The following is a 20276-nucleotide window of genomic DNA, read 5'->3' on the forward strand; positions in this document are numbered from 1 at the left end:
AGTTAAGTCGTGAACGGGAAGGGGAGCCCCTTGTGAGTGCCATCGATTACGCCGTTCGGGCGGAAGGACTCCAGAAGAGGTACGCCGAAAAGGGCGCGAAGCGTGCGAAGGGCCTAGCGAAGGGGGGCGCGGAAAAGCTCGCCCTCGACGGCTTCGATCTCGCCGTCCGCGCCGGCACCGTCCACGGCCTGCTCGGCCCCAACGGCGCGGGCAAGACGACCGCCGTGCGCGTTCTCGCCACGCTGCTCAAGTTCGACGGCGGGCGCGCGGAGGTCGCGGGCGTGGACGTGACCCGCGATCCCCGGCTCGTACGCCGCCGGATCGGCCTCACCGGCCAGTACGCCGCCGTCGACGAGGTGCTGACGGGGCGGCAGAACCTCGAAATGTTCGGCCGCCTCTTCCACCTGGGCGGGAAGTGGTCGAGGGTGCGGGCCGGTGAACTGCTGGAGCAGTTCGACCTGGTCGAGGCGGCGGACAAGGGCGTGGGCGCGTACAGCGGCGGGATGCGGCGCCGGCTCGACCTCGCCGCGTCGATGATCCTCGCCCCGCAGGTGCTCTTCCTCGACGAGCCGACGACCGGGCTCGATCCGCGCGGGCGCGGCGAAGTGTGGGATGCGGTACGGGCCTTGGTGGCCGGGGGTACGACCGTACTCCTGACGACCCAGTACCTGGACGAGGCCGACAAGCTCGCCTCGCACATCACCGTCATCGACCGGGGGCGGGCCATCGCCGACGACACCCCGGACGGACTGAAGAACCGGGTCGGCGGCGACCGTATCGAAGTCGTCGTCGCGCAGGCGGCGGACCTCGCGGTCGCCGCGAAGGTGATCGCGCGGGTCTCGGAAACCGAACCGGAGACGGACGGCGCGGCGCTGCGGGTGCACGCGCAGGTCGGCGACCGGGTGGCGGCTCTGACGGAGGTGGCGCGGACCCTTCAGGACGAGGGGATCGCGGTGGAGGACATCGGACTGCGCAGGCCGAGCCTCGACGACGTATTCATGCGCTTGACCGGACACCGTGCGGAACTGGAGGCAGCAGCGGCATGAGTAGTTGTAGTGCTAGCACTTCCGAGCGACGGCTGTACTGGGCGCTGGCCGACTGCTGGAACGTAACCAGGCGCAGTCTCACCCACTACCAGCGCCAGCCCATCGCCATCATCTGGCAGCTCGGCTTCCCGATCATCTCCGTGCTGCTGTACGGGTTCGTCTTCGGCGAGGCGATGGCGGTGCCCGGCGGCGGGGACTACCGGGAGTTCCTGATGCCCGGCATGTTCGCCTCCACCATGGCCTTCGGGTTCATGGGTACGACGATGGCCGTGGTCAACGATGCCTCGAAGGGCGTCATCGACCGGTTCCGCTCCATGCCGATGGCGCCGTCGGCGGTGGCGTCGGGGCGCGGCGTGTCCGATCTGCTCGTCGCCTGCGCCGAGTTGACGATCCTGGCGGTGACGGCGCTGCTCATCGGCTGGGAGGCGGAGGGCGGCGCAGTCGCCGCCGTGGGGGCCTTCGCGCTGCTTCTGCTGCTGCGCCTGAGCCTGATCTGGGTGGGGGTCTGGCTGGGGCTGCTCCTCCCCAACGCGGAGGCGGCCGGCGGGCTCTACGCGGTGGCCTTCCCGCTGACGATGATCTCCAGCATCTTCGTGGCGCCGTCCCTGATGCCGAGCTGGCTGGGACCGGTCGCGGCCTGGAATCCCGTTTCGTCGACGGTGACGGCGACGCGCGAGCTGTTCGGGCAGCCGGTGAGCGGTGGCACGTGGATCGAGGAGAACGCGGTGCTGATGGCGGTGGTCTGGCCGGTGGTGATCACGGCGGTGTTCCTGCCGCTGGCTGTGCGGCGGTTCCAGGCACTGAGTCGCTGAGTCGCTGAGTCGCTGAAGCGGGGGCCGTTGGGGGAGCGGGAAGTGGGGGGTGGACCCGGGAGGGGGCGGGCCCACCCCGCCGTGGCTACGCCGGGCATTCCTTCCAGGCGAGCCGGTAGATGGTCTTGATCTCGCCGTCCGTCGAGTCCATGGCGATGAAGCTGGTCGTCTTCGTCGGGTCGGAGGTGCCCGCGCTCACGCGCAGCTCGGTGTTGATGTTGAAGTTCCGTTTCACCCCGCAGGGCGCCCAGACCAGCTGGCCCCAGTCGGTTTCGTCGGTCGCCTGCCAGTTGTTGTCGTACGGCCCGGTGTACGGGTGGGTCCTGGACGCCGTGTCGGGGGAGCCCTGGAAGTAGTACGACGCTTTCTGGACGGCGGTGGCGCCCGCCTGGAGGCGGGCGTAGCCGCGGTAGTCCGCGCTGGCGACCGCGTAGGTGAAGCCGTGCGGGACGTGCACGATCAGGTTGAGCTGGCAGTTCTTGCGGAAGTCGGTCGGCTTCGCGCCCACGCCCACTTGGGCGAGGTAGTCGCTGTACGTAACGGTGAAGGCCGTGTTGTCCGGGGAGACGGCGACAGCCGCTGTCCCCTGGCGGCAGCCCGATCCGTTGACGGTCGCGACCTCGATGACGATCTTGTCGGGCGGTGCGACGATCCCGTGGTCCGTGGCCGCGGAGGCGTTGTGTGCGAACAGCGTGGAGGCGAGCAGCGCGGCGGCCGCACCGCCGACGAATAACGCTCGGTGTGCGGGCGTGCTGGTGGGTTTGGGCATGGTGCTCCGATCGGTCGTCGGGCGAACTTGGGGGGTTCAACCGAAGGAACTGTCATGGGACATGATGTGTACATGTCAAATATTCAAGCGGTGTCGGCCGGTGTTCAAAGCGCCGGAACCCTTCGGACTGTAGGCAGCGGGGCGGAACCTGGATAGGGCGGTTATCGGCCGAGCGCGGAAAAGGGGCCCGTCCGACGGTGTCGGACGGGCCCCTCACACGTGTCACACGTGAGCTGCTGAGCTGCTACAGCTTCTCGATCACGTAGTCGACGCAGGCCGTCAGGGCCTGGACGTCGGCCGGGTCGATCGCCGGGAACATCGCCACGCGCAGCTGGTTGCGGCCCAGCTTGCGGTACGGCTCCGTGTCGACGATGCCGTTGGCGCGCAGCGCCTTGGCGACCGCCGTCGCGTCGATCTCGTCCGAGAAGTCGATCGTGCCGATGACCTGCGAACGCTTCGCCGGGTCCGTGACGAACGGGGTTGCGTACTTGGACTCGTCGGCCCAGCCGTAGAGGTTGGCCGCGGAGGTCGCGGTGCGGCGGGTCGACCAGTCGAGGCCGCCCTGGGTGTTGATCCACTCAAGCTGGTTGTTCAGCAGGAAGAGGGTCGCCAGCGCGGGGGTGTTGTACGTCTGGTTCTTGAGGGAGTTGTCGATCGCCGTGGGCAGGCTGAAGAACTCCGGGATGTGGCGGCCGGACGCGTGGACGCGCGCGGCGCGCTCCAGGGCGGCGGGGGAGAAGACCGCGATCCACAGGCCGCCGTCGGAGGCGAAGGACTTCTGCGGGGCGAAGTAGTAGACGTCGGTCTCGGTGATGTCGACCGGGAGGCCGCCGGCGCCGGAGGTGGCGTCGACCACGACGAGGGAGCCGGCGTCGGCACCCTCGACTCGCTTGATCGGGGCCGCGACACCGGTCGAGGTCTCGTTGTGCGTGAACGCGTACACGTCGACGCCCGCCTCGGCCTGCGGGTCCGGGTGCGTGCCGGGGTCGGAGGCGATCACGGTCGGGTCGTCCAGCCAGGGCGCCAGCTTGGCGGCCTTCGCGAACTTCGACGAGAACTCGCCGAAGTTCAGGTGCTGGGACTTCTGCTCGATCAGGCCGTGGGTCGCGATGTCCCAGAAGGCGGTGGAACCGCCGTTGCCCAGGATCACCTCGTAGCCCTCGGGGAGCTGGAAGAGGTCGCGTACGCCGTCACGCACCGAGCCGACCAGGTTCTTGACCGGGGCCTGGCGGTGGGACGTACCGAGGAGGGAGGTGCCGGTCGCGGCCAGGGCGTCCAGCGCCTCCGTACGCACCTTGGAGGGGCCCGCGCCGAAACGGCCGTCGGCGGGCTTCATGTCAGCGGGAATCTGGATCTCAGCCACGCTCCGGAGCGTAGCCGGTCCGTGGAGGTGCTGGAGGTGCGCGTCCGGCGGGTGAGACGCGTGCTCCGGCCCGTGAGATGCGAGACCCCTTTCAGCCCCTCCGGCGTTTGAGGAGCGGGGTCTGGGGCGGAGCCCCCACGCGGCGGAGCCGCAAAGTGTCACAGCGGGAAGGGGCGGGTAGGGGAAATGCGCCGCAGGCACCACCGGCCCCGTTGCTGCTGCGCCGAGCTTCACCCGTTCGGCGTACCGAGCCCGAGCCCGAGCGCGCGTCTGCGGCCTCGCCGGGAATAGTGAGTCATCGGCATCCTTGAGCGCATGGCTGAGCAGCGGAACGGGCGGGACAGGCAGGGCAAAGCGCGGCCCAGGAACGACACGGCGGCGCTGGCGCGCGAGTTGCGCCGTGCCGTGCGCGGGGAGGTCGCCTTCGACGCGGCGGCGCGCGCCCTGATGACGATGGACGCCTCCAATTACCGGCGCGTGCCGCTCGGTGTCGTCGCCCCGTACGACGCCGCCGACGTGGCCGCCGCGCTCGCCGTCTGCCGGGCGCACGGGGTGCCCGTCGTGCCGCGCGGCGGCGGCACGTCGATCGCCGGCCAGGCGACCGGCACGGGCGTCGTCCTCGACTTCACCCGCCACATGCGCGCCATCACCGACCTGGATCCGGACGTCCGTACTGCCGTGGTTCAGCCCGGTGTCGTCCTCGACGACCTGCGGGCCGCGGCGGGGGCGTACGGGCTGACCTTCGGGCCCGATCCGTCCACGCACAGCCGCTGCACGCTCGGCGGCATGATCGGGAACAACTCGTGCGGCTCGCACTCGGTGGCGTGGGGAACGACGGCCGACAACCTCTACGACGTCTCGGTCGTCCGTTACGGCGGCGGCGACGTGCTGCGCCTCGGACAGGGCTGGCAGAGCGACGCACCCGAAGGACTGCGCGCACTCGTGAACGGCAACCTGGCGCTCCTGCGGACCGGATTCCCCGAACTGCCGCGCCGCATCTCGGGATACGCACTGGACGCGCTGCTTCCCGAGAACGGCGTGAACCTCGCCCGTGCGTTCTGCGGAAGCGAGGGCACGCTCGGGGTGGTGAGCGAGGCGACCGTACGCCTGGTGGAAGCACCCCGTGCACGCGCACTCGCCGTTCTCGGGTACGCCGGTGAGAGCGCCGCCGCCGAGGCCGCTCCCGCACTCCTTCCGTACGGCCCGCTCACCGTGGAAGGGATGGCCGAAGACCTCGTTCCCGAGAAGGAACGGACGCTGCTCCCGCGCGGCTCCGCCTGGCTGTTCGTGGAGATGGGCGGGGATACGCCGGCCGAAGCCCTCTCCCGCGCCGAGCACCTGCTGAAGGCCGCCCAGGCGCTCGACGGAACGGTCGTCACGGACGCGGCCGGACAGCGCGCCCTGTGGCGCATCCGCGAGGACGCCAGCGGTACGGCGACCCGGATGCCCGACGGGAGCGAGGCCTGGCCCGGCTGGGAGGACTGCGCCGTACCGCCCGCACGGCTCGGCGCGTACCTGCGGGACTTCAGGTCCCTGCTCGCCGAGCACGGTCTGCGCGGCACGCCCTACGGCCACTTCGGCGACGGCTGCATCCATGTCCGTATCGACTTCGACCTGCTCAGCGAGACTGGCGTACGTCGCTTCCGTGCGTTCTCAGAGGAACAGGCGGAACTGGTCGTCGCGCACGGCGGCTCGCTCTCCGGTGAACACGGCGACGGACAGGCCCGCGCCGAACTGCTTCCGAAGATGTACGGGAACGAACTCGTCGCCCTCTTCGGCCGCTTCAAGGATGTGTGGGACCCGGCCGGCGGAATGAACCCCGGCATGCTCGCCCGCCCCGCCCGGCTGGACGAGAACCTCCGCTTCGCGGTGCTCCCCAAGGAGCCCGTCGACGTCACCTTCGCCTACCCGCAGGACGGGGGCGATTTCTCGGCCGCCGTACGCCGCTGTGTGGGCGTCGCGAAGTGCCGCACCGAGGCGGCGTCGGGAGCGGGCGTCATGTGCCCCTCTTTCCGCGCCACCGGAGACGAACAGCACTCCACGCGCGGGCGCGCGCGTCTGCTGCACGAAATGCTCGCCGGAGAGGTCGTCACGGACGGCTGGCGTTCCGAGGAAGTGCGGGACGCCCTCGACCTGTGCCTGTCGTGCAAGGGATGCAGGAGCGACTGTCCGGTGGGCGTCGACATGGCGACGTACAAGGCGGAATTCCTGCACCACCACTACAAGGGCCGCGTGCGCCCCGCGGCGCACTACGCGATGGGGTGGCTTCCCGTGTGGCTGCGCGCGGCGGCTCCGTTCGCGGGTGTGGTCGGGATCGCTTCCCGGGTACGCCCGCTGACCGCTCTCGTGAAGCGCCTCGGCGGCATCGCACCGGAACGCGACCTGCCCACCCCCGCACCGAGCACCTTCAGGAGCTGGTGGCGAGCGCGGAATGGGGGCGAGCGTGAACGACCGCCGCAGCCGGGGGCCACAACGGTCGTCCTGTGGCCCGACACGTTCACCAACCACCTCTCCCCGGACGTCGGCCGAGCGGCGGTGCGCGTACTGGAAGCGGCCGGTCTGCGGGTCGCGATGCCACCCCGGCAGCTGTGCTGCGGTCTGACGTACGTCTCGACAGGACAGCTCGCCAGGGCCCGCGCGGTCATGCGCCACACCCTGGACGGCATGGAACGCGCCGCCGGACTGCCCGTCGTAGTCCTGGAACCGAGCTGCGCGGCCGCCCTCAAGACGGACCTCCCCGAGCTCCTGCCGGACGACCCGAGAGCGGCCACTCTCGCTTCCTCGGTACGCACCTTCGCGCAGGTACTGGAGGAGTACGCCCCGCATTGGCAGCCACCCCGGATCGGCCGCCAGGTCGCGGGCCAGACGCACTGCCACCAGCACGCCGTACTGGGCGACGCGGCGGAACGGCGGCTGCGCGAGAAGGCCGGCCTCACCGGCGCACTGAGCGGCGGCTGCTGCGGCCTCGCCGGAAACTTCGGTTTCGAGCGCGGCCACTACGACGTATCGGTCGCCTGCGCGGAGGAACAGCTGCTTCCGTCGGTGCGCGACGCCGCCCCGGGAACGGAGCTCCTGGCCGACGGCTTCTCCTGCCGTACGCAGCTGGAACACCTGGCGGGCCGCCGAGCGAGGCACCTGGCGGAGGTACTGGCGGACGGGCTGGTGGAGGAGCCGCCGGAGGGAGACCGGAAGGTGGTGTAATGCGCGCCACCTCGGTCAGGGGTGTGGGCCGGAAACGGTCCTGGTCCACTTACCGTGGAGCGCATGGATCAGCCCACCTCCGCCGCCCCCGGCGACGCGCCCGCCCCTGCCCCCGCTCCGTCGATACCCGGCGCCCTCCCCGCCCCCGCCCCCACTGAGGGCACTGGAGGGCGTCTCGGGGCTCGGCTCGGGCCGGTGGCGATGGTGGTGGCCGGTGGGCTGTCCGTGCAGTTCGGGTCCGCTGTCGCGGTCACGATCATGCCGAGCACGGGAGCGGCGGGTGTCGTCGCCCTGCGCCTCGCCGTCGCGGCCGTGATCCTGCTGGTCGTCTGCCGACCGCGAGTGCGCGGGTACGCACGCGCGGACTGGGGCACCATCGCCGCCTTCGGCCTCGCCATGGCGGGCATGAACGGCCTCTTCTACCAGGCGCTGGACCGTATCCCGCTGGGCGTGGCGGTGACCCTTGAGGTGCTCGGCCCGCTCGCGCTCTCCGTGTTCGCGTCCCGCCGTGCCATGAGCATCGTGTGGGCCGCGCTCGCGCTCGGCGGCGTCGCGCTGCTCAGTGGGGGCGGTTTCGACCGGCTGGATCCGGTCGGCGCGGCGTACGCGGTCGCCGCCGGTGGCTGCTGGGCGGCGTACATCCTCTTCAGCGCGCGAACCGGGCGCAGGTTCCCGCAGGCTGACGGGCTGGCGCTCGCGATGGCGGTCGCGGCGCTGATCAGCCTGCCCATCGGGCTCGCGGAGGCGGGCAGCGGGCTGCTGGAGCCGCGCACGGTGGCGCTGGGTGTGGCGGTCGCGCTCATGTCGTCCGTACTGCCGTACACGCTGGAGCTGCTGGCGCTGCGCCGGCTGCCGGCCGCGACCTTCGCCGTACTGATGAGCCTGGAGCCGGCCATTGCGGCGGTGGCCGGGTTCCTGGTGCTGCACCAAGCGCTGTCCACGACCGACGCGTTGGCGATCGCGCTGGTCATCGGCGCGAGCATGGGTGCGGTACGGAGTCAGTCGCGGCAGGGGCGCCGGGAGCGGTCGAAGCCGGTGGCGTGAGCTCGGGACAATCCCGCGCGACAAATAATGCAAGCACGCTTGCTTGTTTCTGGAGGGGCTGCCATGCTCCGGACACACCACCCTACCGCGAGGGGAGCGCACCGTGTCCGATCCGGCAGCCGTGCTCGACGATCTCCGTGCCGAAGGGGACGAACTCGACCAGCTGGTCGGGGCCCTGAGCGAGAAGCAATGGTCGCTCGCCACGCCCGCGCCACGCTGGACCGTCGCCCACCAGATCGCCCACCTCGCCTGGACGGACACGGCGGCGCTGCTGTCCGTCACCGACCCGGAGGGCTTCGCGGCGGAGGCGCGGGAGGCGCTGGCCGCGCCCGAGCGCTTCGTCGACGAGGGCGCCGAGGCGGGGGCCGCGCTGCCCGTCGACGAGCTGCTGGCCTGGTGGCGGGACGGGCGCGAGCAGCTTCAGCGCGCGCTGCGGGCGGCGCCGGACGGGGTGAAGTTCCCCTGGTACGGGCCGCCGATGGGCGCCGCTTCGATGGCGACCGGGCGGCTGATGGAGACCTGGGCGCACGGCCAGGACATCGCGGACGCGCTGGGCGTACGACGAGCACCCACGGCGCGGCTGCGGCACGTGGCCCGGATCGGGGTGCGGGCGCGCGGCTACGCCTTCGCGGTGCGGGGGCTGACGCCACCCGCCGAGGAGTTCCGGGTGGAGCTGACCCCGCCGGACGGGCAGGCCTATGGCGGCGAGTCCGGGCTGTGGGCGTACGGGCCCGAGGACGCCCGGCAGCGGGTGACCGGGCCGGCGCTCGACTTCTGCCTCCTGGTGACGCAGCGGGCTCACCGTGACGATCTCGCCGTACGCGCCGAGGGCGCCGACGCCGACCGGTGGCTCGACATCGCGCAGGCCTTCGCCGGGCCGGCGGGGGCGGGGCGCGAGCCGAAGCGGGACGGGGGAGCGAGGTGACTTCGCCGCCCGGTCGCCGGCCACTGCGCATCGGGAACGCTTCGGGCTTCTACGGGGACCGTTTCGACGCCATGAGGGAGATGCTCACCGGCGGCGAACTCGACGTACTCACCGGGGACTATCTCGCCGAACTGACCATGCTGATCCTCGGACGCGACCGCCTGAAGGACCCACGGCTCGGATACGCGAAGACCTTCCTGCGGCAACTGGAGGAGAACCTCGGCCACGCGCACGAGCGCGGGGTGCGGATCGTCGCGAACGCGGGCGGACTGAACCCGGGAGCGCTCGCCGACGCCGTACGGGAACTCGCCGACCGGATCGGCGTACCCGTGCGCGTCGCCCACGTGGAGGGCGACAGCCTGCCGCTGCCCCAGGGAGCGCTCACCGCGAACGCCTACCTGGGCGGGGGCGGCATCGCGACGTGCCTGGGAGCGGGCGCGGACGTGGTGGTGACGGGGCGCGTCACGGACGCGGCACTCGTCACGGGACCGGCGGCGTGGTGGTTCGGGTGGGGTCCCGAGGAGTACGACCGTTTGGCGGGTGCGGTGGTGGCGGGGCATGTGCTGGAGTGCGGAACGCAGGCGACGGCCGGCAACTACGCGTTCGCGTTCCTCGCCGAACGCGACACAGGGCGCCCCGGTTTCCCCCTCGCGGAGATCCATTCCGACGGCTCTTCCGTCATAACGAAGCACCAGGGAACGGCCGGTTACGTCGACACGGGAACGGTCACCGCGCAGCTCCTCTACGAAACGGGCGCACCCCGGTACGCCGGTCCCGACGTCACCGCGCGCCTGGACACCGTCCGCCTCTCGCAGGAGGGCCCCGACCGGGTGGGGATCTCGGGCGTACGCGGAGAGGCCCCACCACCCACCCTCAAGGCGGGGCTGACCCGGGTCGGCGGCTGGCGCAACGAGGTCGGGTTCGTACTGACCGGCCTGGACATCGAGGCGAAGGCCGCGCTGGTGCGCGCCCAGGTGGAGGAAGCCCTGTCGGCGGCCAAGCGCCGCCCGGCGGAGGTCCGCTGGGAACTCGTGCGCACGGACCGGCCGGACGCGGACACGCAGGAACGCGCGAGCGCGCTGCTGCGGCTGGTCGTGCGGGACCCCGATCCGGCGAACGTCGGCCGCGTGATCAGTGGAGCGGCGATCGAGCTCGCGCTCGGCAGCTACCCGGGCTTCCACGTGACGGCGCCACCCGGGAAGGGCGCGCCGTACGGAGTCTTCGAGGCGGTGTACGTCGACCCGGAGGCCGTGGAGCACGTCGCCGTGCTGCCGGGGGGAGAGAGGGTGAAGGTGCGGCACCCCGTACGCACGCGAGCACTTGAGCCGGTGAGCGCCGCTGAGCTGCCGCCCGCGCTGACGGGTCCGACACGCAGGGCCCCGCTCGGTGCTGTCGCGGGCGCGCGCAGCGGGGACAAGGGCGGGGACGCGAACGTAGGCGTATGGGTGCGGTCGGACGAGGAGTGGCGGTGGCTCGCGCACGCACTCACGGTGGACCGCTTCCGAGAGCTCCTCCCGGAGACGGCCCTTCTACCCGTGACGCGGCACGTCCTGCCAAACCTGCGCGCGCTGAATTTCGTCGTCGAGGGTCTGCTGGGCGAGGGCGTCGCGTCCCAGTCCCGCTTCGATCCCCAGGCGAAGGCCCTGGGCGAGTGGCTGCGCTCCCGGCACATCGACATCCCGGAGGTACTCCTGTGACGGCGAAACGGTCCCCCTACCCGCCCCTCCCCGAACCCGGGGCTGCGCCCCCGTACCCCCAGACGCCCTACGGGCGTGTCCTCAATCGCCGGACGGGCTTGATTTCCCACCCCGCGCATGTCCAGCCCGTCCGGCGTTTGAGGACCGGGGTCTGGGGCGGAGCCCCAGTTCGGGAAGGGGCGGGTAGGGGAATAGCGCCGCAGGCACCCACCCCCACCCCCACGGCGGTGGCCCAGTGACAGTGCTCCCCACCGCACTCGACCCTCACGCCCCCGACTACGCCGCCAACCGCGCCGCCATGCTCGCCAAACTGGCCGACCTCGACGCCGAGCACGCCAAAGCCCTCGCCGGCGGCGGCGAAAAGTACGTAGCCCGCCACCGCAAGCGCGGCAAACTGCTCGCCCGCGAGCGCATCGAGCTGCTGCTCGACCCCGACACTCCGTTCCTGGAACTGTCACCCCTCGCCGCATGGGGAACCGACTATGCGGTAGGCGCGTCCATGGTCACCGGCATCGGCGTCGTAGAGGGCGTCGAATGCCTGATCACCGCCACCGACCCCACAGTCCGCGGCGGCGCCTCCAACCCCTGGACCCTCAAAAAAGCACTCCGCGCCAACGAGATCGCCTACGCCAACCGCCTCCCCTGCATCAGCCTCGTAGAGTCCGGCGGCGCGGACCTCCCCTCCCAGAAAGAGATCTTCATCCCCGGCGGGGCGCTCTTCCGCGACATTACCCGTCTCTCCGCAGCCGGGATCCCCACCATCGCGGTCGTCTTCGGCAACTCCACCGCCGGCGGGGCGTACGTCCCCGGAATGTCCGACCACACCATCATGATCAAAAAGCAGTCGAAGGTCTTCCTCGGCGGCCCGCCCCTCGTCAAAATGGCCACCGGCGAGGAGTCGGACGACGAATCCCTCGGCGGCGCCGAAATGCACGCCCGTACGTCCGGCCTGGCCGACTACTTCGCCCTGGACGAGCACGACGCCCTGCGCCAGGCCCGCCGCGTGGTGGCCCGCCTCAACTGGCGCAAGGCGCAGGCCGACGCGCCCACCCCCACCGAACCGCCCAAGTACGACGAGGACGAGCTCGCCGGCATAGTCCCCGGCGACCTCAAGGTCCCCTTCGACCCCCGCGAAGTGATCGCCCGCATCGTCGACGCGTCCGACTTCGACGAGTTCAAGCCGCTGTACGGCCCCAGCCTGGTCACCGGATGGGCCCGCCTCCACGGCCACCCCGTAGGCATCCTCGCCAACGCACAGGGCGTGCTGTTCAGCGCGGAGTCGCAGAAGGCCGCCCAGTTCATCCAGCTGGCGAACCAGCGCGACATCCCGCTCCTCTTCCTGCACAACACCACCGGCTACATGGTCGGCAAGGAGTACGAGCAGGGCGGCATCATCAAGCACGGCGCGATGATGATCAACGCGGTGTCGAACTCCAAAGTCCCGCACCTCTCCATCCTCATGGGCGCGTCCTACGGAGCCGGTCACTACGGCATGTGCGGCCGCGCCTACGACCCCCGTTTCCTCTTCGCCTGGCCGAGCTCCAAGTCCGCCGTAATGGGCCCGCAGCAACTGGCCGGTGTCCTCTCGATCGTCGCCCGCGCATCCGCTGCCGCGAAGGGGCAGCCGTATGACGACGAGGCCGATGCCGCCCTGCGCGCCATGGTCGAGCAGCAGATCGAGTCGGAGTCCCTGCCGATGTTCCTGTCGGGGCGGCTGTACGACGACGGGGTCATCGACCCGCGCGACACCAGGACCGTGCTGGGTCTGTGCCTGTCCGCGATCCACACGGCACCGGTCGAGGGCGCGCGCGGCGGCTTCGGCGTCTTCCGGATGTGAAGGGCCTCCCGATGAGTTCGACGATTTCCTCAGTCCTCGTGGCCAACCGCGGCGAGATCGCCTGCCGCATCTTCCGTACGTGCGCACACCTGGGCATCACCACGGTCGCCGTGTACTCCGACGCGGACACGGGTGCGCTCCACGCGCGTTCCGCGGACGCTGCGGTACGCCTCCCGGGAACGGCCCCGGCCGACACGTACCTGCGCGGCGACCTCGTCGTGAAGGCCGCCCTGGCGGCAGGTGCCGACGCGGTGCACCCCGGGTACGGATTCCTCTCCGAGAACGCCGAGTTCGCCCGCGCCGTACTGGACGCCGGTCTGGTGTGGATCGGCCCGCCGCCAGCGGCGATCGACGCCATGGCCTCCAAGACGCGTGCCAAGGAACTCATGGCGGCCTCCGGCGTGCCCCTCCTGACCCCCGTCGCCCCTGACAAGGCCACCGACGCGGACCTCCCTCTCCTCCTCAAGGCGGCGGCGGGCGGCGGCGGCAGGGGCATGCGCGTCGTACGCGATCTCGCGGCGCTCCCCGGTGAGCTGACAGCGGCCACCGCGGAAGCGCGGTCCGCTTTCGGCGACGGGGAGGTGTTCGCCGAGCCGTACGTCGAACGCGGCCGCCACGTCGAGGTCCAGGTGATGGCCGACGCGCACGGCACGGTGTGGGCGCTCGGCACCCGCGACTGCTCGCTCCAGCGCCGGCACCAGAAGGTCGTGGAAGAGGCCCCCGCACCCGGCTTGGACGACACCCTTCGTACGACGCTGCACGACGCCGCCGTGGCGGCGGCAAAGGCGGTGGACTACCGGGGCGCGGGAACGGTCGAGTTCCTGGTCTCGGCCGAGGGCCGCCCGTACTTCCTGGAGATGAACACCCGCCTCCAGGTCGAGCATCCCGTGACGGAAGCGGTGTACGGCATCGACCTGGTGGCGCTCCAGCTGCGCGTCGCCGAGGGCGAGGCCCTACCGCCGGAACCACCAGCCCCTTCAGGCCACGCGGTGGAAGCCCGCCTCTACGCCGAGGACCCGTCCCGCGACTGGCAGCCCCAGACCGGCCTCCTGCACGCCCTGAGCGTCGCGGAGAGCCCCGGTCTGAGGCTCGACAGCGGGTACGCCGCCGGGGACGCCGTAGGAGTGCACTACGACCCGATGCTGGCCAAAGTGATCGCCCACGCGCCCACCCGCGCCGAAGCCGTACGCAAGCTCGCCCACGCCCTCGAGCGCGCCCGTATCCACGGACCGGTGACCAACCGGGACCTGCTCGTACGCTCGCTCCGTCACCCCGACTTCGCGGCGGGGCGGCTCGACACAGGGTTCTACGACCGGCACCTGGACGCGCTCACAGAGGCGTCCGCGGACTCTCCGCAAGGCGCGCACGCCGCGCTCGCCGCGGCCCTCGCCGACGCCGCCGCGCGGCAGGACACGGGAACGACGACCACGGCCCGCCTCGGCGCCTGGCGCAACGTGGCGTCCCAGCCGCAGGTGAAGACCTATCGGGCCGAGCCCGACGGGACGGAGCACGAGATCCGCTACCGGGCCACCCGAAACGGCTTCACCGCGGAAGGCACCCCGGGCGTTCGCGTGCACGACGTACGCACCGATCACGTGACGCTCGAAATCGACGGCGTGCTAAGGCACTTCCAGATCGCCGCGCACGCCACTGGACGTACGTACGTGGACACGTCCACGGGCGGTTCGCGCACTCTCACCGCCCTGCCCCGCTTCCCCGATCCCACAGCCGGCACCGAACCGGGATCCCTGCTCGCACCCATGCCCGGAACCGTCGTCCGCGTCGCCGAAGGGCTCGCGGAGGGCGCGCACGTCACCGCCGGACAGCCCCTGCTCTGGCTGGAGGCCATGAAGATGGAGCACCGTATCTCCTCTCCCGCCTCCGGCACGCTCACCGCGCTCCACGCCGCCCCCGGCCGCCAGGTCGAGGTCGGTGCCCTGCTCGCCGTCGTACAGGCCGAAGGGTCTGGCGAAGAGTCTCAGGAGGAACAGCAGTCATGAGCACCGCCGTTGCAGAGACCGAAGAACACCAGGCGCTCCGAGCGGCCGTCGCCGCTCTCGGGAAGCGCTACGGACGCGACTACATGACCACCGTCGTACGCGAAGAACGGCATCCCGACACGCTCTGGGCGGAGGCCGCCAAGCTCGGCTACCTGGGTGTGAACCTTCCCGAGGAATACGGCGGAGGAGGCGGCGGGATAGCGGAACTGTCCATCGTGCTGGAGGAGCTGGGCGCGGCCGGCTGCCCGCTCCTCATGATGGTCGTCTCGCCCGCCATCTGCGGCACCGTCATCGCGCGCTTCGGTACGGACGGACAGAAGGCCGCCTGGCTACCGGGCCTCGCCGACGGAAGCCTGACCATGGCCTTCGGCATCACCGAGCCCGACGCCGGATCGAACTCCCACCGGATCACCACCACGGCCCGCCGCGACGGCGCCGACTGGCTGCTCACGGGGCGCAAGGTCTTCGTCTCCGGCGTCGACATCGCCGACGCGACCCTCATCGTCGGCCGTACGGAGGACGCGAAGACGGGCCGCCTCAAGCCGTGCCTGTTCATCGTCCCCCGCGACACACCGGGCTTCGGGCGCTCGCAGATCGACATGGAACTCCAGGCGCCCGAGAAGCAGTTCGAGCTGGTCCTGGACGATGTGCGGCTGCCCGCCGAAGCCCTCGTCGGCGACGAGGACGCCGGCCTCCTCCAGCTCTTCGCCGGCCTCAACCCCGAGCGCGTCATGACCGCCGCCTTCGCCCTCGGCATGGGCCGCTACGCCGTCAACAGGGCCGTCGAGTACGCCAAGGACCGCACCGTCTGGAAGGCCCCCATCGGCGCCCACCAGGCCATCGCCCATCCCCTCGCGCAGGCCCACATCGAACTCGAACTGGCCCGCCTGATGATGCAGAAGGCGGCCCGCCTCTACGACGAGGGTGACGACCTCGGCGCGGGCGAGGCCGCCAACATGGCGAAGTACGCCGCCGCCGAGGCATGCGTGAAGGCCGTCGACCAGGCCGTCCACACCCTCGGCGGCAACGGACTCACCCGCGAATACGGCCTCGCGTCGCTCATCACCGCCGCCCGGGTGGCCCGTATCGCGCCCGTCAGCCGCGAAATGATCCTGAACTTCGTCTCTCACCAGTCCCTGGGTCTCCCCAAGTCGTACTAGTACGCGCGATTCTGGCCACCACCCATACCGCGGAGGGGACTGCCATGGCGTTCCAGAGCGAGTACACACCCGTAGAGCCCGTCGAACTTCCCATCCACGAGGCGGTGCTCGGCAGGGCCGCCGAGTACGGCGAAACGCCCGCCCTGATCGACGGGACGAACGGCGACACGATCACGTACAGCCAACTGGACGTCTTCCACCGGCGTATCGCCGCCGCACTCGCCGAGGCGGGCCTGCGGCAGGGCGACGTACTCGCCCTGCACAGCCCCAACACCATCGCCTACCCGGTGGTCTTCTACGCCGCCACGCGCGCCGGAGCCTCCGTCACGACCATCCACCCGCTGTCCACGGCGGAGGAGTTGGCCAAGCAGCTCGCCGACTCCTCCGCCCGCTGGATCGTCACCATCTCGCCGCTCCTGGGCGTGGCGCGCAGGGCCGCCGAACTCGTCGGCGGGATCGAGGAAATCTTCGTCTGCGACAGCGCCGAGGGACACCGCTCCATCCTCGACATGCTCGCCTCGACCGCCCCCGAACCGCAGCTCACCATCGACCCGTCCGAGGACATCGCGGCCCTCCCGTATTCGTCGGGCACCACGGGCGTTCCCAAGGGCGTGATGCTGACGCACCGCAGCATCGCCACCAACCTGGCGCAGCTGGACCCCTTCATCCCCATGGGCCCCGGCGACCGCATCCTGGCGGTCCTTCCCTTCTTCCACATCTACGGTTTGACCGCTCTCATGAACGCACCCCTGCGCAATGGTGCGACGGTCGTCGTACTTCCGCGCTTCGATCTCGAGCAGTTCCTCGGCGCGATCGAGAAACACCGCATCAACGGCCTGTACGTCGCCCCGCCGATCGTCCTGGCCCTCGCCAAGCACCCCGCCGTCTCGAAGTACGACCTGTCCGGCCTGCAGTACATCGTCAGCGCCGCCGCCCCGCTCGACGCCGCTCTCGCCGAGGCCTGCTCGCACCGCCTCGGCCTGCCACCCGTCCTCCAGGCGTACGGCATGACGGAACTGTCGCCCGGCACACACGTTGTTCCCCGGAACGCACCGAACCCGCCCCCGGGAACGGTCGGAAAGCTGCTCCCGGGAACGGAAATGCGCATCCTCTCCCTCGACGACCCCACCAAGGACGTGGGCGTCGGAGAGGAGGGCGAAATCGCGATCCGCGGCCCCCAGGTGATGAAGGGCTACCTCGGCCGTCCCGACGCCACCGCCGCGATGATCGACGCCGACGGATGGGTGCACACCGGTGACGTCGGAAGGGCCGACGCGGACGGCTGGCTGTTCGTCGTCGACCGGGTGAAGGAACTCATCAAGTACAAGGGCTTCCAGGTCGCACCGGCCGAACTCGAAGCGCTCCTGCTCACCCACGAAGCCATCGCGGACGCGGCAGTCATCGGCGTGTACGACGAGGACCGCAACGAAGTACCCATGGCGTACGTCGTCCCGCAGCCGTCCGCGCGCCTCACCGAGGACGACGTGATGGCGTACGTCGCCGAGCGCGTCGCCCCGTACAAGAAGGTCCGCCGCGTCGCCTTCATCGCAAGCGTCCCCAGGGCGGCCTCCGGAAAGATCCTCAGGCGCGAACTGCGCGCACTGCGCGACCGTGAAGGGGAACACGCATGACCCTGGTACCGACCGCACACGAACGCGGGATCACCACCCTGACCCTCGACTCCCCGGCGAACCGCAACGCGCTGTCCGCGCGGCTCGTCGGTGAGCTGGGCGACGCCCTGTCCGCGTGCGCGAAGGACCCCTCCGTACGGGCCGTACAACTCACCCACACAGGGACCACCTTCTGCGCGGGAGCAGACCTCAAGTCCCCGCCGGACCCGGCGGCCTTCCTCGCCCTCCTGCGAGCCGTCGTCGAACTGCCCAAGCCGGTCGTGGCGCGGGTGCGGGGACACGTGCGGGCCGGCGGCCTCGGCCTGCTCGGGGCGTGCGACATCTCGGCGGCGGGGCCCGGCGCGAGCTTCGCGTTCACCGAGTCCCGCCTCGGGCTGGCCCCCGCAGTCATCTCCATGCCCCTGCTGCCGCGCCTGGACCCGCGCGCCGCCGCCCGCTACTACCTCACCGGGGAACGGTTCGACGCGGCTGAGGCGGCCCGTATCGGGCTGATCACCGTCGCGTCCGGCGACCGTGACGTGGACGAGGCGCTCGCGCCCGTGCTCGACGGGCTGCGCAGAGCGTCCCCGCAAGGCCTGGCCGAGTCCAAGCGCCTGGTCACGGCTACAGTGCTGGCAGCTTTCGACCGGGACACGGACACGCTCGTCGAGCGGTCCGCGCACCTCTTCGCCTCACGGGAGGCGGCCGAAGGCGTGACGGCATTCCTCGAACGACGGGACCCCGCATGGGTGCTGTGACCCCGACACCAGCCGCAGGCGCGCCCCCGGCCACCGGCAAAGCCCCCAAGCAGGACCGCTCCAGGGCCACCAGGCAGCGCCTGCTGGAGGCCGCCGTGTCCTGCCTGGCCGAGCGCGGCTGGGCAGGCTCCACGGTGTCCGTCGTCGCCGAACGGGCCGGCGTCTCACGGGGCGCCGCCCAGCACCACTTCCCGACCCGGGAAGACCTCTTCACGGCGGCCGTCGAGTACGTCGCCGAAGAACGCTCCACGGCACTGCGCGCACTGTTCCCACACGGCGCCACCAACCGCGCGGCCGTCGTCAGCGCCCTCGTCGATCTCTACACGGGACCGCTCTTCCGGGCCGCCCTGCACCTGTGGGTCGCCGCCTCCAACGAGGACCAGCTGGGCGCCCGCGTCACCGAGCTCGAAGCCCGCGTCGGCCGCGAGACCCACCGCATCGCCGTGGACCTCCTCGGCGCCGACGAATCGGTACCCGGCGTACGCGAGACCGTCCAGGGCCTCCTCGACATGGCCCGCGGCCTCGGCCTCGCCAACCTCCTCACCGACGACGCGTCGCGCCGCGACCGAGTCGTCGCCCAGTGGGCCGCGCTGCTCGACGACGCACTGGACTGAGGGGCCGGCGGACCGGCCCCTCAACAGACCTCGGCGAGCGGGCCTGCGGACCTCAGCGCGCGATGTCGTCGAAGCCGGTGACCTGGTGCGGATTGCGCGACGCGGGACCGACGTACCGCGCGGAAGGCCGCACCAGGCGCCCCGTGCGCTTCTGCTCCAAGATGTGGGCGCTCCAGCCCGCCGTACGCGCACACGTGAACATCGAAGTGAACATATGCGCCGGGACCTCCGCGAAGTCCAGCACGATCGCTGCCCAGAATTCGACGTTCGTCGCGAGCACCCGGTCGGGCCGCCGCGCGTGCAGCTCCTCGAGAGCGGCCTTCTCCAGCGCCTCGGCGACCTCGAAGCGCGGCGCGGCGAGTTCCTTCGCCGTACGCCGCAGAACGCGCGCCCGCGGGTCCTCGGCGCGGTACACCCGGTGGCCGAAGCCCATCAGACGCTCGCCCTTGTCGAGAGCCTGCTTCACGTACGCGCTCGCGTCACCGGTGCGCTCGATTTCCTCGATCATGCCGAGGACGCGCGAGGGCGCGCCACCGTGGAGCGGTCCCGACATGGCACCGACCGCGCCCGACAGGGCGGCGGCCACGTCCGCGCCGGTCGACGCGATCACACGCGCCGTGAACGTGGAGGCGTTCATGCCGTGCTCGGCGGCCGACGTCCAGTACGCGTCGACGGCCTTGACGTGCTTGGGGTCGGGCTCACCGCGCCAGCGCTTCATGAAGCGCTCCACAACGGTCTCCGCCTTGTCGATCTCCTTCTGCGGAACCATCGGCAGACCCTGCCCGCGCGCCGACTGGGCGACGTACGACAGTGCCATCACGGCGGCGCGCGCCAGATCGTCGCGCGCGGTCTGCTCGTCGATGTCGAGCAGCGGTTTCAGCCCCCACACGGGGGCGAGCATCGCCAGCGCGGACTGCACGTCGACGCGGATGTCACCGGAGTGGACGGGGATCGGAAACGGCTCGGCGGCGGGCAGCCCGGGGTTGAACGCGCCGTCGACCAGCAGGCCCCACACGTTCCCGAAGGACACGTGCCCGACGAGGTCTTCGATGTCGACTCCCCGGTAACGGAGCGCACCGCCCTCCTTGTCCGGTTCTGCGATCTCCGTTTCGAACGCTACGACTCCTTCGAGTCCGGGTACGAAGTCGGACATCAGGCGGCTCCTCATGACGTGTTCGACAGGCGACAAAGCGGCTTGTGACCAGGGGGCATGCGGGCAGGTTTTAAGTGCCATGGGTCACCCCGGTGATTCCCCGCGCGGCCGGTGGTCACCCAACCGCTTCGGAAGCAGGCACGATAGCCCCTGCTGTATGGAGGCCACAGTGCCCGGCGCCCACATTTTGGCGGGTTCCGCCGATGCGGGGAAGCGTGATTACCGGCACACTGCCCCATTTCCCGCGCAGAGGGTTGATGGCACCGGGTGCCGGGCACAATGGGCCG

The 20276-nt window shown here is 71.0% G+C and carries 15 protein-coding genes; 12 read left to right on the top strand and 3 right to left on the bottom strand.

All coding sequences use genetic code 11. The features are described 5' to 3' along the window. Positions 1-41: 41 nt before the first annotated feature. A complete protein-coding gene (locus tag ABZX79_RS10105; RefSeq protein ID WP_355254304.1) occupies positions 42-1046 on the top strand; it encodes an ATP-binding cassette domain-containing protein in 1005 nt (334 codons plus the stop codon). Next, on the top strand, positions 1043-1858 hold the full coding sequence (locus ABZX79_RS10110; protein ID WP_355254103.1) for an ABC transporter permease: 816 nt from the start codon (positions 1043-1045) through the stop codon (positions 1856-1858). The genes ABZX79_RS10105 and ABZX79_RS10110 overlap by 4 nt, the downstream gene beginning before the upstream one ends. Positions 1859-1943: 85 nt before the next feature. Here the strand turns inward: ABZX79_RS10110 and ABZX79_RS10115 are convergent, their stop codons facing one another. Together ABZX79_RS10115 and serC are read right to left on the bottom strand one after the other, a co-directional pair. Beyond that, positions 1944-2627, bottom strand: a complete 684-nt coding sequence (locus tag ABZX79_RS10115; RefSeq protein WP_355254105.1) for a DUF4360 domain-containing protein — start codon at positions 2625-2627, stop codon at positions 1944-1946. Positions 2628-2871: 244 nt separating this feature from the next. Next, positions 2872-3990, bottom strand: a complete 1119-nt coding sequence (gene serC, locus ABZX79_RS10120; protein ID WP_355254107.1) for a phosphoserine transaminase — start codon at positions 3988-3990, stop codon at positions 2872-2874. Positions 3991-4305: 315 nt separating this feature from the next. On the opposite strand from serC, the gene ABZX79_RS10125 reads away from it, so the two are divergent. The 10 genes from ABZX79_RS10125 (at position 4306) to ABZX79_RS10170 (ending at position 18836) form a co-directional block, all read left to right on the top strand. Next, entirely contained in the window at positions 4306-7191 is a 2886-nt protein-coding gene (locus ABZX79_RS10125; RefSeq protein ID WP_355254109.1) for an FAD-binding and (Fe-S)-binding domain-containing protein, read from the top strand. A gap of 63 nt (positions 7192-7254) precedes the next feature. After that, positions 7255-8235, top strand: coding sequence for an EamA family transporter (locus ABZX79_RS10130; RefSeq protein ID WP_355254111.1), 981 nt, complete (start codon positions 7255-7257; stop codon positions 8233-8235). A 103-nt stretch (positions 8236-8338) separates the two neighbouring features. Then, the gene (locus ABZX79_RS10135) at positions 8339-9160 is read left to right on the top strand and encodes a TIGR03084 family metal-binding protein (protein WP_355254113.1); all 822 of its coding nucleotides are present in this window, start codon (positions 8339-8341) and stop codon (positions 9158-9160) included. After that, positions 9157-10857, top strand: coding sequence for an acyclic terpene utilization AtuA family protein (locus tag ABZX79_RS10140; RefSeq protein WP_355254115.1), 1701 nt, complete (start codon positions 9157-9159; stop codon positions 10855-10857). The genes ABZX79_RS10135 and ABZX79_RS10140 overlap by 4 nt, the downstream gene beginning before the upstream one ends. A gap of 235 nt (positions 10858-11092) precedes the next feature. Next, positions 11093-12694: a carboxyl transferase domain-containing protein gene (locus ABZX79_RS10145; protein ID WP_355254117.1), complete on the top strand. Its 1602-nt coding sequence runs from the start codon at positions 11093-11095 to the stop codon at positions 12692-12694. Between the two features lie 11 nt (positions 12695-12705). Further along, positions 12706-14694, top strand: a complete 1989-nt coding sequence (locus ABZX79_RS10150) for a biotin carboxylase N-terminal domain-containing protein (RefSeq protein ID WP_355254119.1) — start codon at positions 12706-12708, stop codon at positions 14692-14694. Then, entirely contained in the window at positions 14691-15854 is a 1164-nt protein-coding gene (locus tag ABZX79_RS10155) for an acyl-CoA dehydrogenase family protein (protein ID WP_355254121.1), read from the top strand. Before ABZX79_RS10150 ends, ABZX79_RS10155 begins: the two co-directional genes overlap by 4 nt. 44 nt (positions 15855-15898) lie before the next feature. Further along, positions 15899-17485: a 4-coumarate--CoA ligase family protein gene (locus tag ABZX79_RS10160; protein WP_355254123.1), complete on the top strand. Its 1587-nt coding sequence runs from the start codon at positions 15899-15901 to the stop codon at positions 17483-17485. Then, positions 17482-18222, top strand: coding sequence for an enoyl-CoA hydratase family protein (locus ABZX79_RS10165; protein ID WP_355254125.1), 741 nt, complete (start codon positions 17482-17484; stop codon positions 18220-18222). Before ABZX79_RS10160 ends, ABZX79_RS10165 begins: the two co-directional genes overlap by 4 nt. After that, entirely contained in the window at positions 18210-18836 is a 627-nt protein-coding gene (locus tag ABZX79_RS10170; RefSeq protein WP_355254127.1) for a TetR/AcrR family transcriptional regulator, read from the top strand. Before ABZX79_RS10165 ends, ABZX79_RS10170 begins: the two co-directional genes overlap by 13 nt. A 52-nt stretch (positions 18837-18888) precedes the next feature. Here the strand turns inward: ABZX79_RS10170 and ABZX79_RS10175 are convergent, their stop codons facing one another. Further along, positions 18889-19989 (bottom strand): citrate synthase 2, encoded by a 1101-nt coding sequence (locus ABZX79_RS10175; RefSeq protein WP_355254129.1) that lies wholly within the window; start codon positions 19987-19989, stop codon positions 18889-18891. Positions 19990-20276: the final 287 nt, after the last annotated feature.

The organism is Streptomyces sp. NPDC002994 (assembly GCF_040611155.1).
Lineage (GTDB): Bacteria > Actinomycetota > Actinomycetes > Streptomycetales > Streptomycetaceae > Streptomyces.

What these genes read in the sequence shown, in the direction of transcription:
- ABZX79_RS10130 (WP_355254111.1), top strand. Translation starts at nt 7,255, where the DNA reads ATGGATCAGCCCACCTCCGCCGCCCCCGGCGACGCGCCCGCCCCTGCC.
- ABZX79_RS10175 (WP_355254129.1), bottom strand. Translation starts at nt 19,989, where the DNA reads ATGTCCGACTTCGTACCCGGACTCGAAGGAGTCGTAGCGTTCGAAACG.
- ABZX79_RS10110 (WP_355254103.1), top strand. Translation starts at nt 1,043, where the DNA reads ATGAGTAGTTGTAGTGCTAGCACTTCCGAGCGACGGCTGTACTGGGCG.
- ABZX79_RS10115 (WP_355254105.1), bottom strand. Translation starts at nt 2,627, where the DNA reads ATGCCCAAACCCACCAGCACGCCCGCACACCGAGCGTTATTCGTCGGC.
- ABZX79_RS10165 (WP_355254125.1), top strand. Translation starts at nt 17,482, where the DNA reads ATGACCCTGGTACCGACCGCACACGAACGCGGGATCACCACCCTGACC.
- ABZX79_RS10150 (WP_355254119.1), top strand. Translation starts at nt 12,706, where the DNA reads ATGAGTTCGACGATTTCCTCAGTCCTCGTGGCCAACCGCGGCGAGATC.
- ABZX79_RS10160 (WP_355254123.1), top strand. Translation starts at nt 15,899, where the DNA reads ATGGCGTTCCAGAGCGAGTACACACCCGTAGAGCCCGTCGAACTTCCC.
- ABZX79_RS10155 (WP_355254121.1), top strand. Translation starts at nt 14,691, where the DNA reads ATGAGCACCGCCGTTGCAGAGACCGAAGAACACCAGGCGCTCCGAGCG.
- ABZX79_RS10170 (WP_355254127.1), top strand. Translation starts at nt 18,210, where the DNA reads ATGGGTGCTGTGACCCCGACACCAGCCGCAGGCGCGCCCCCGGCCACC.
- ABZX79_RS10125 (WP_355254109.1), top strand. Translation starts at nt 4,306, where the DNA reads ATGGCTGAGCAGCGGAACGGGCGGGACAGGCAGGGCAAAGCGCGGCCC.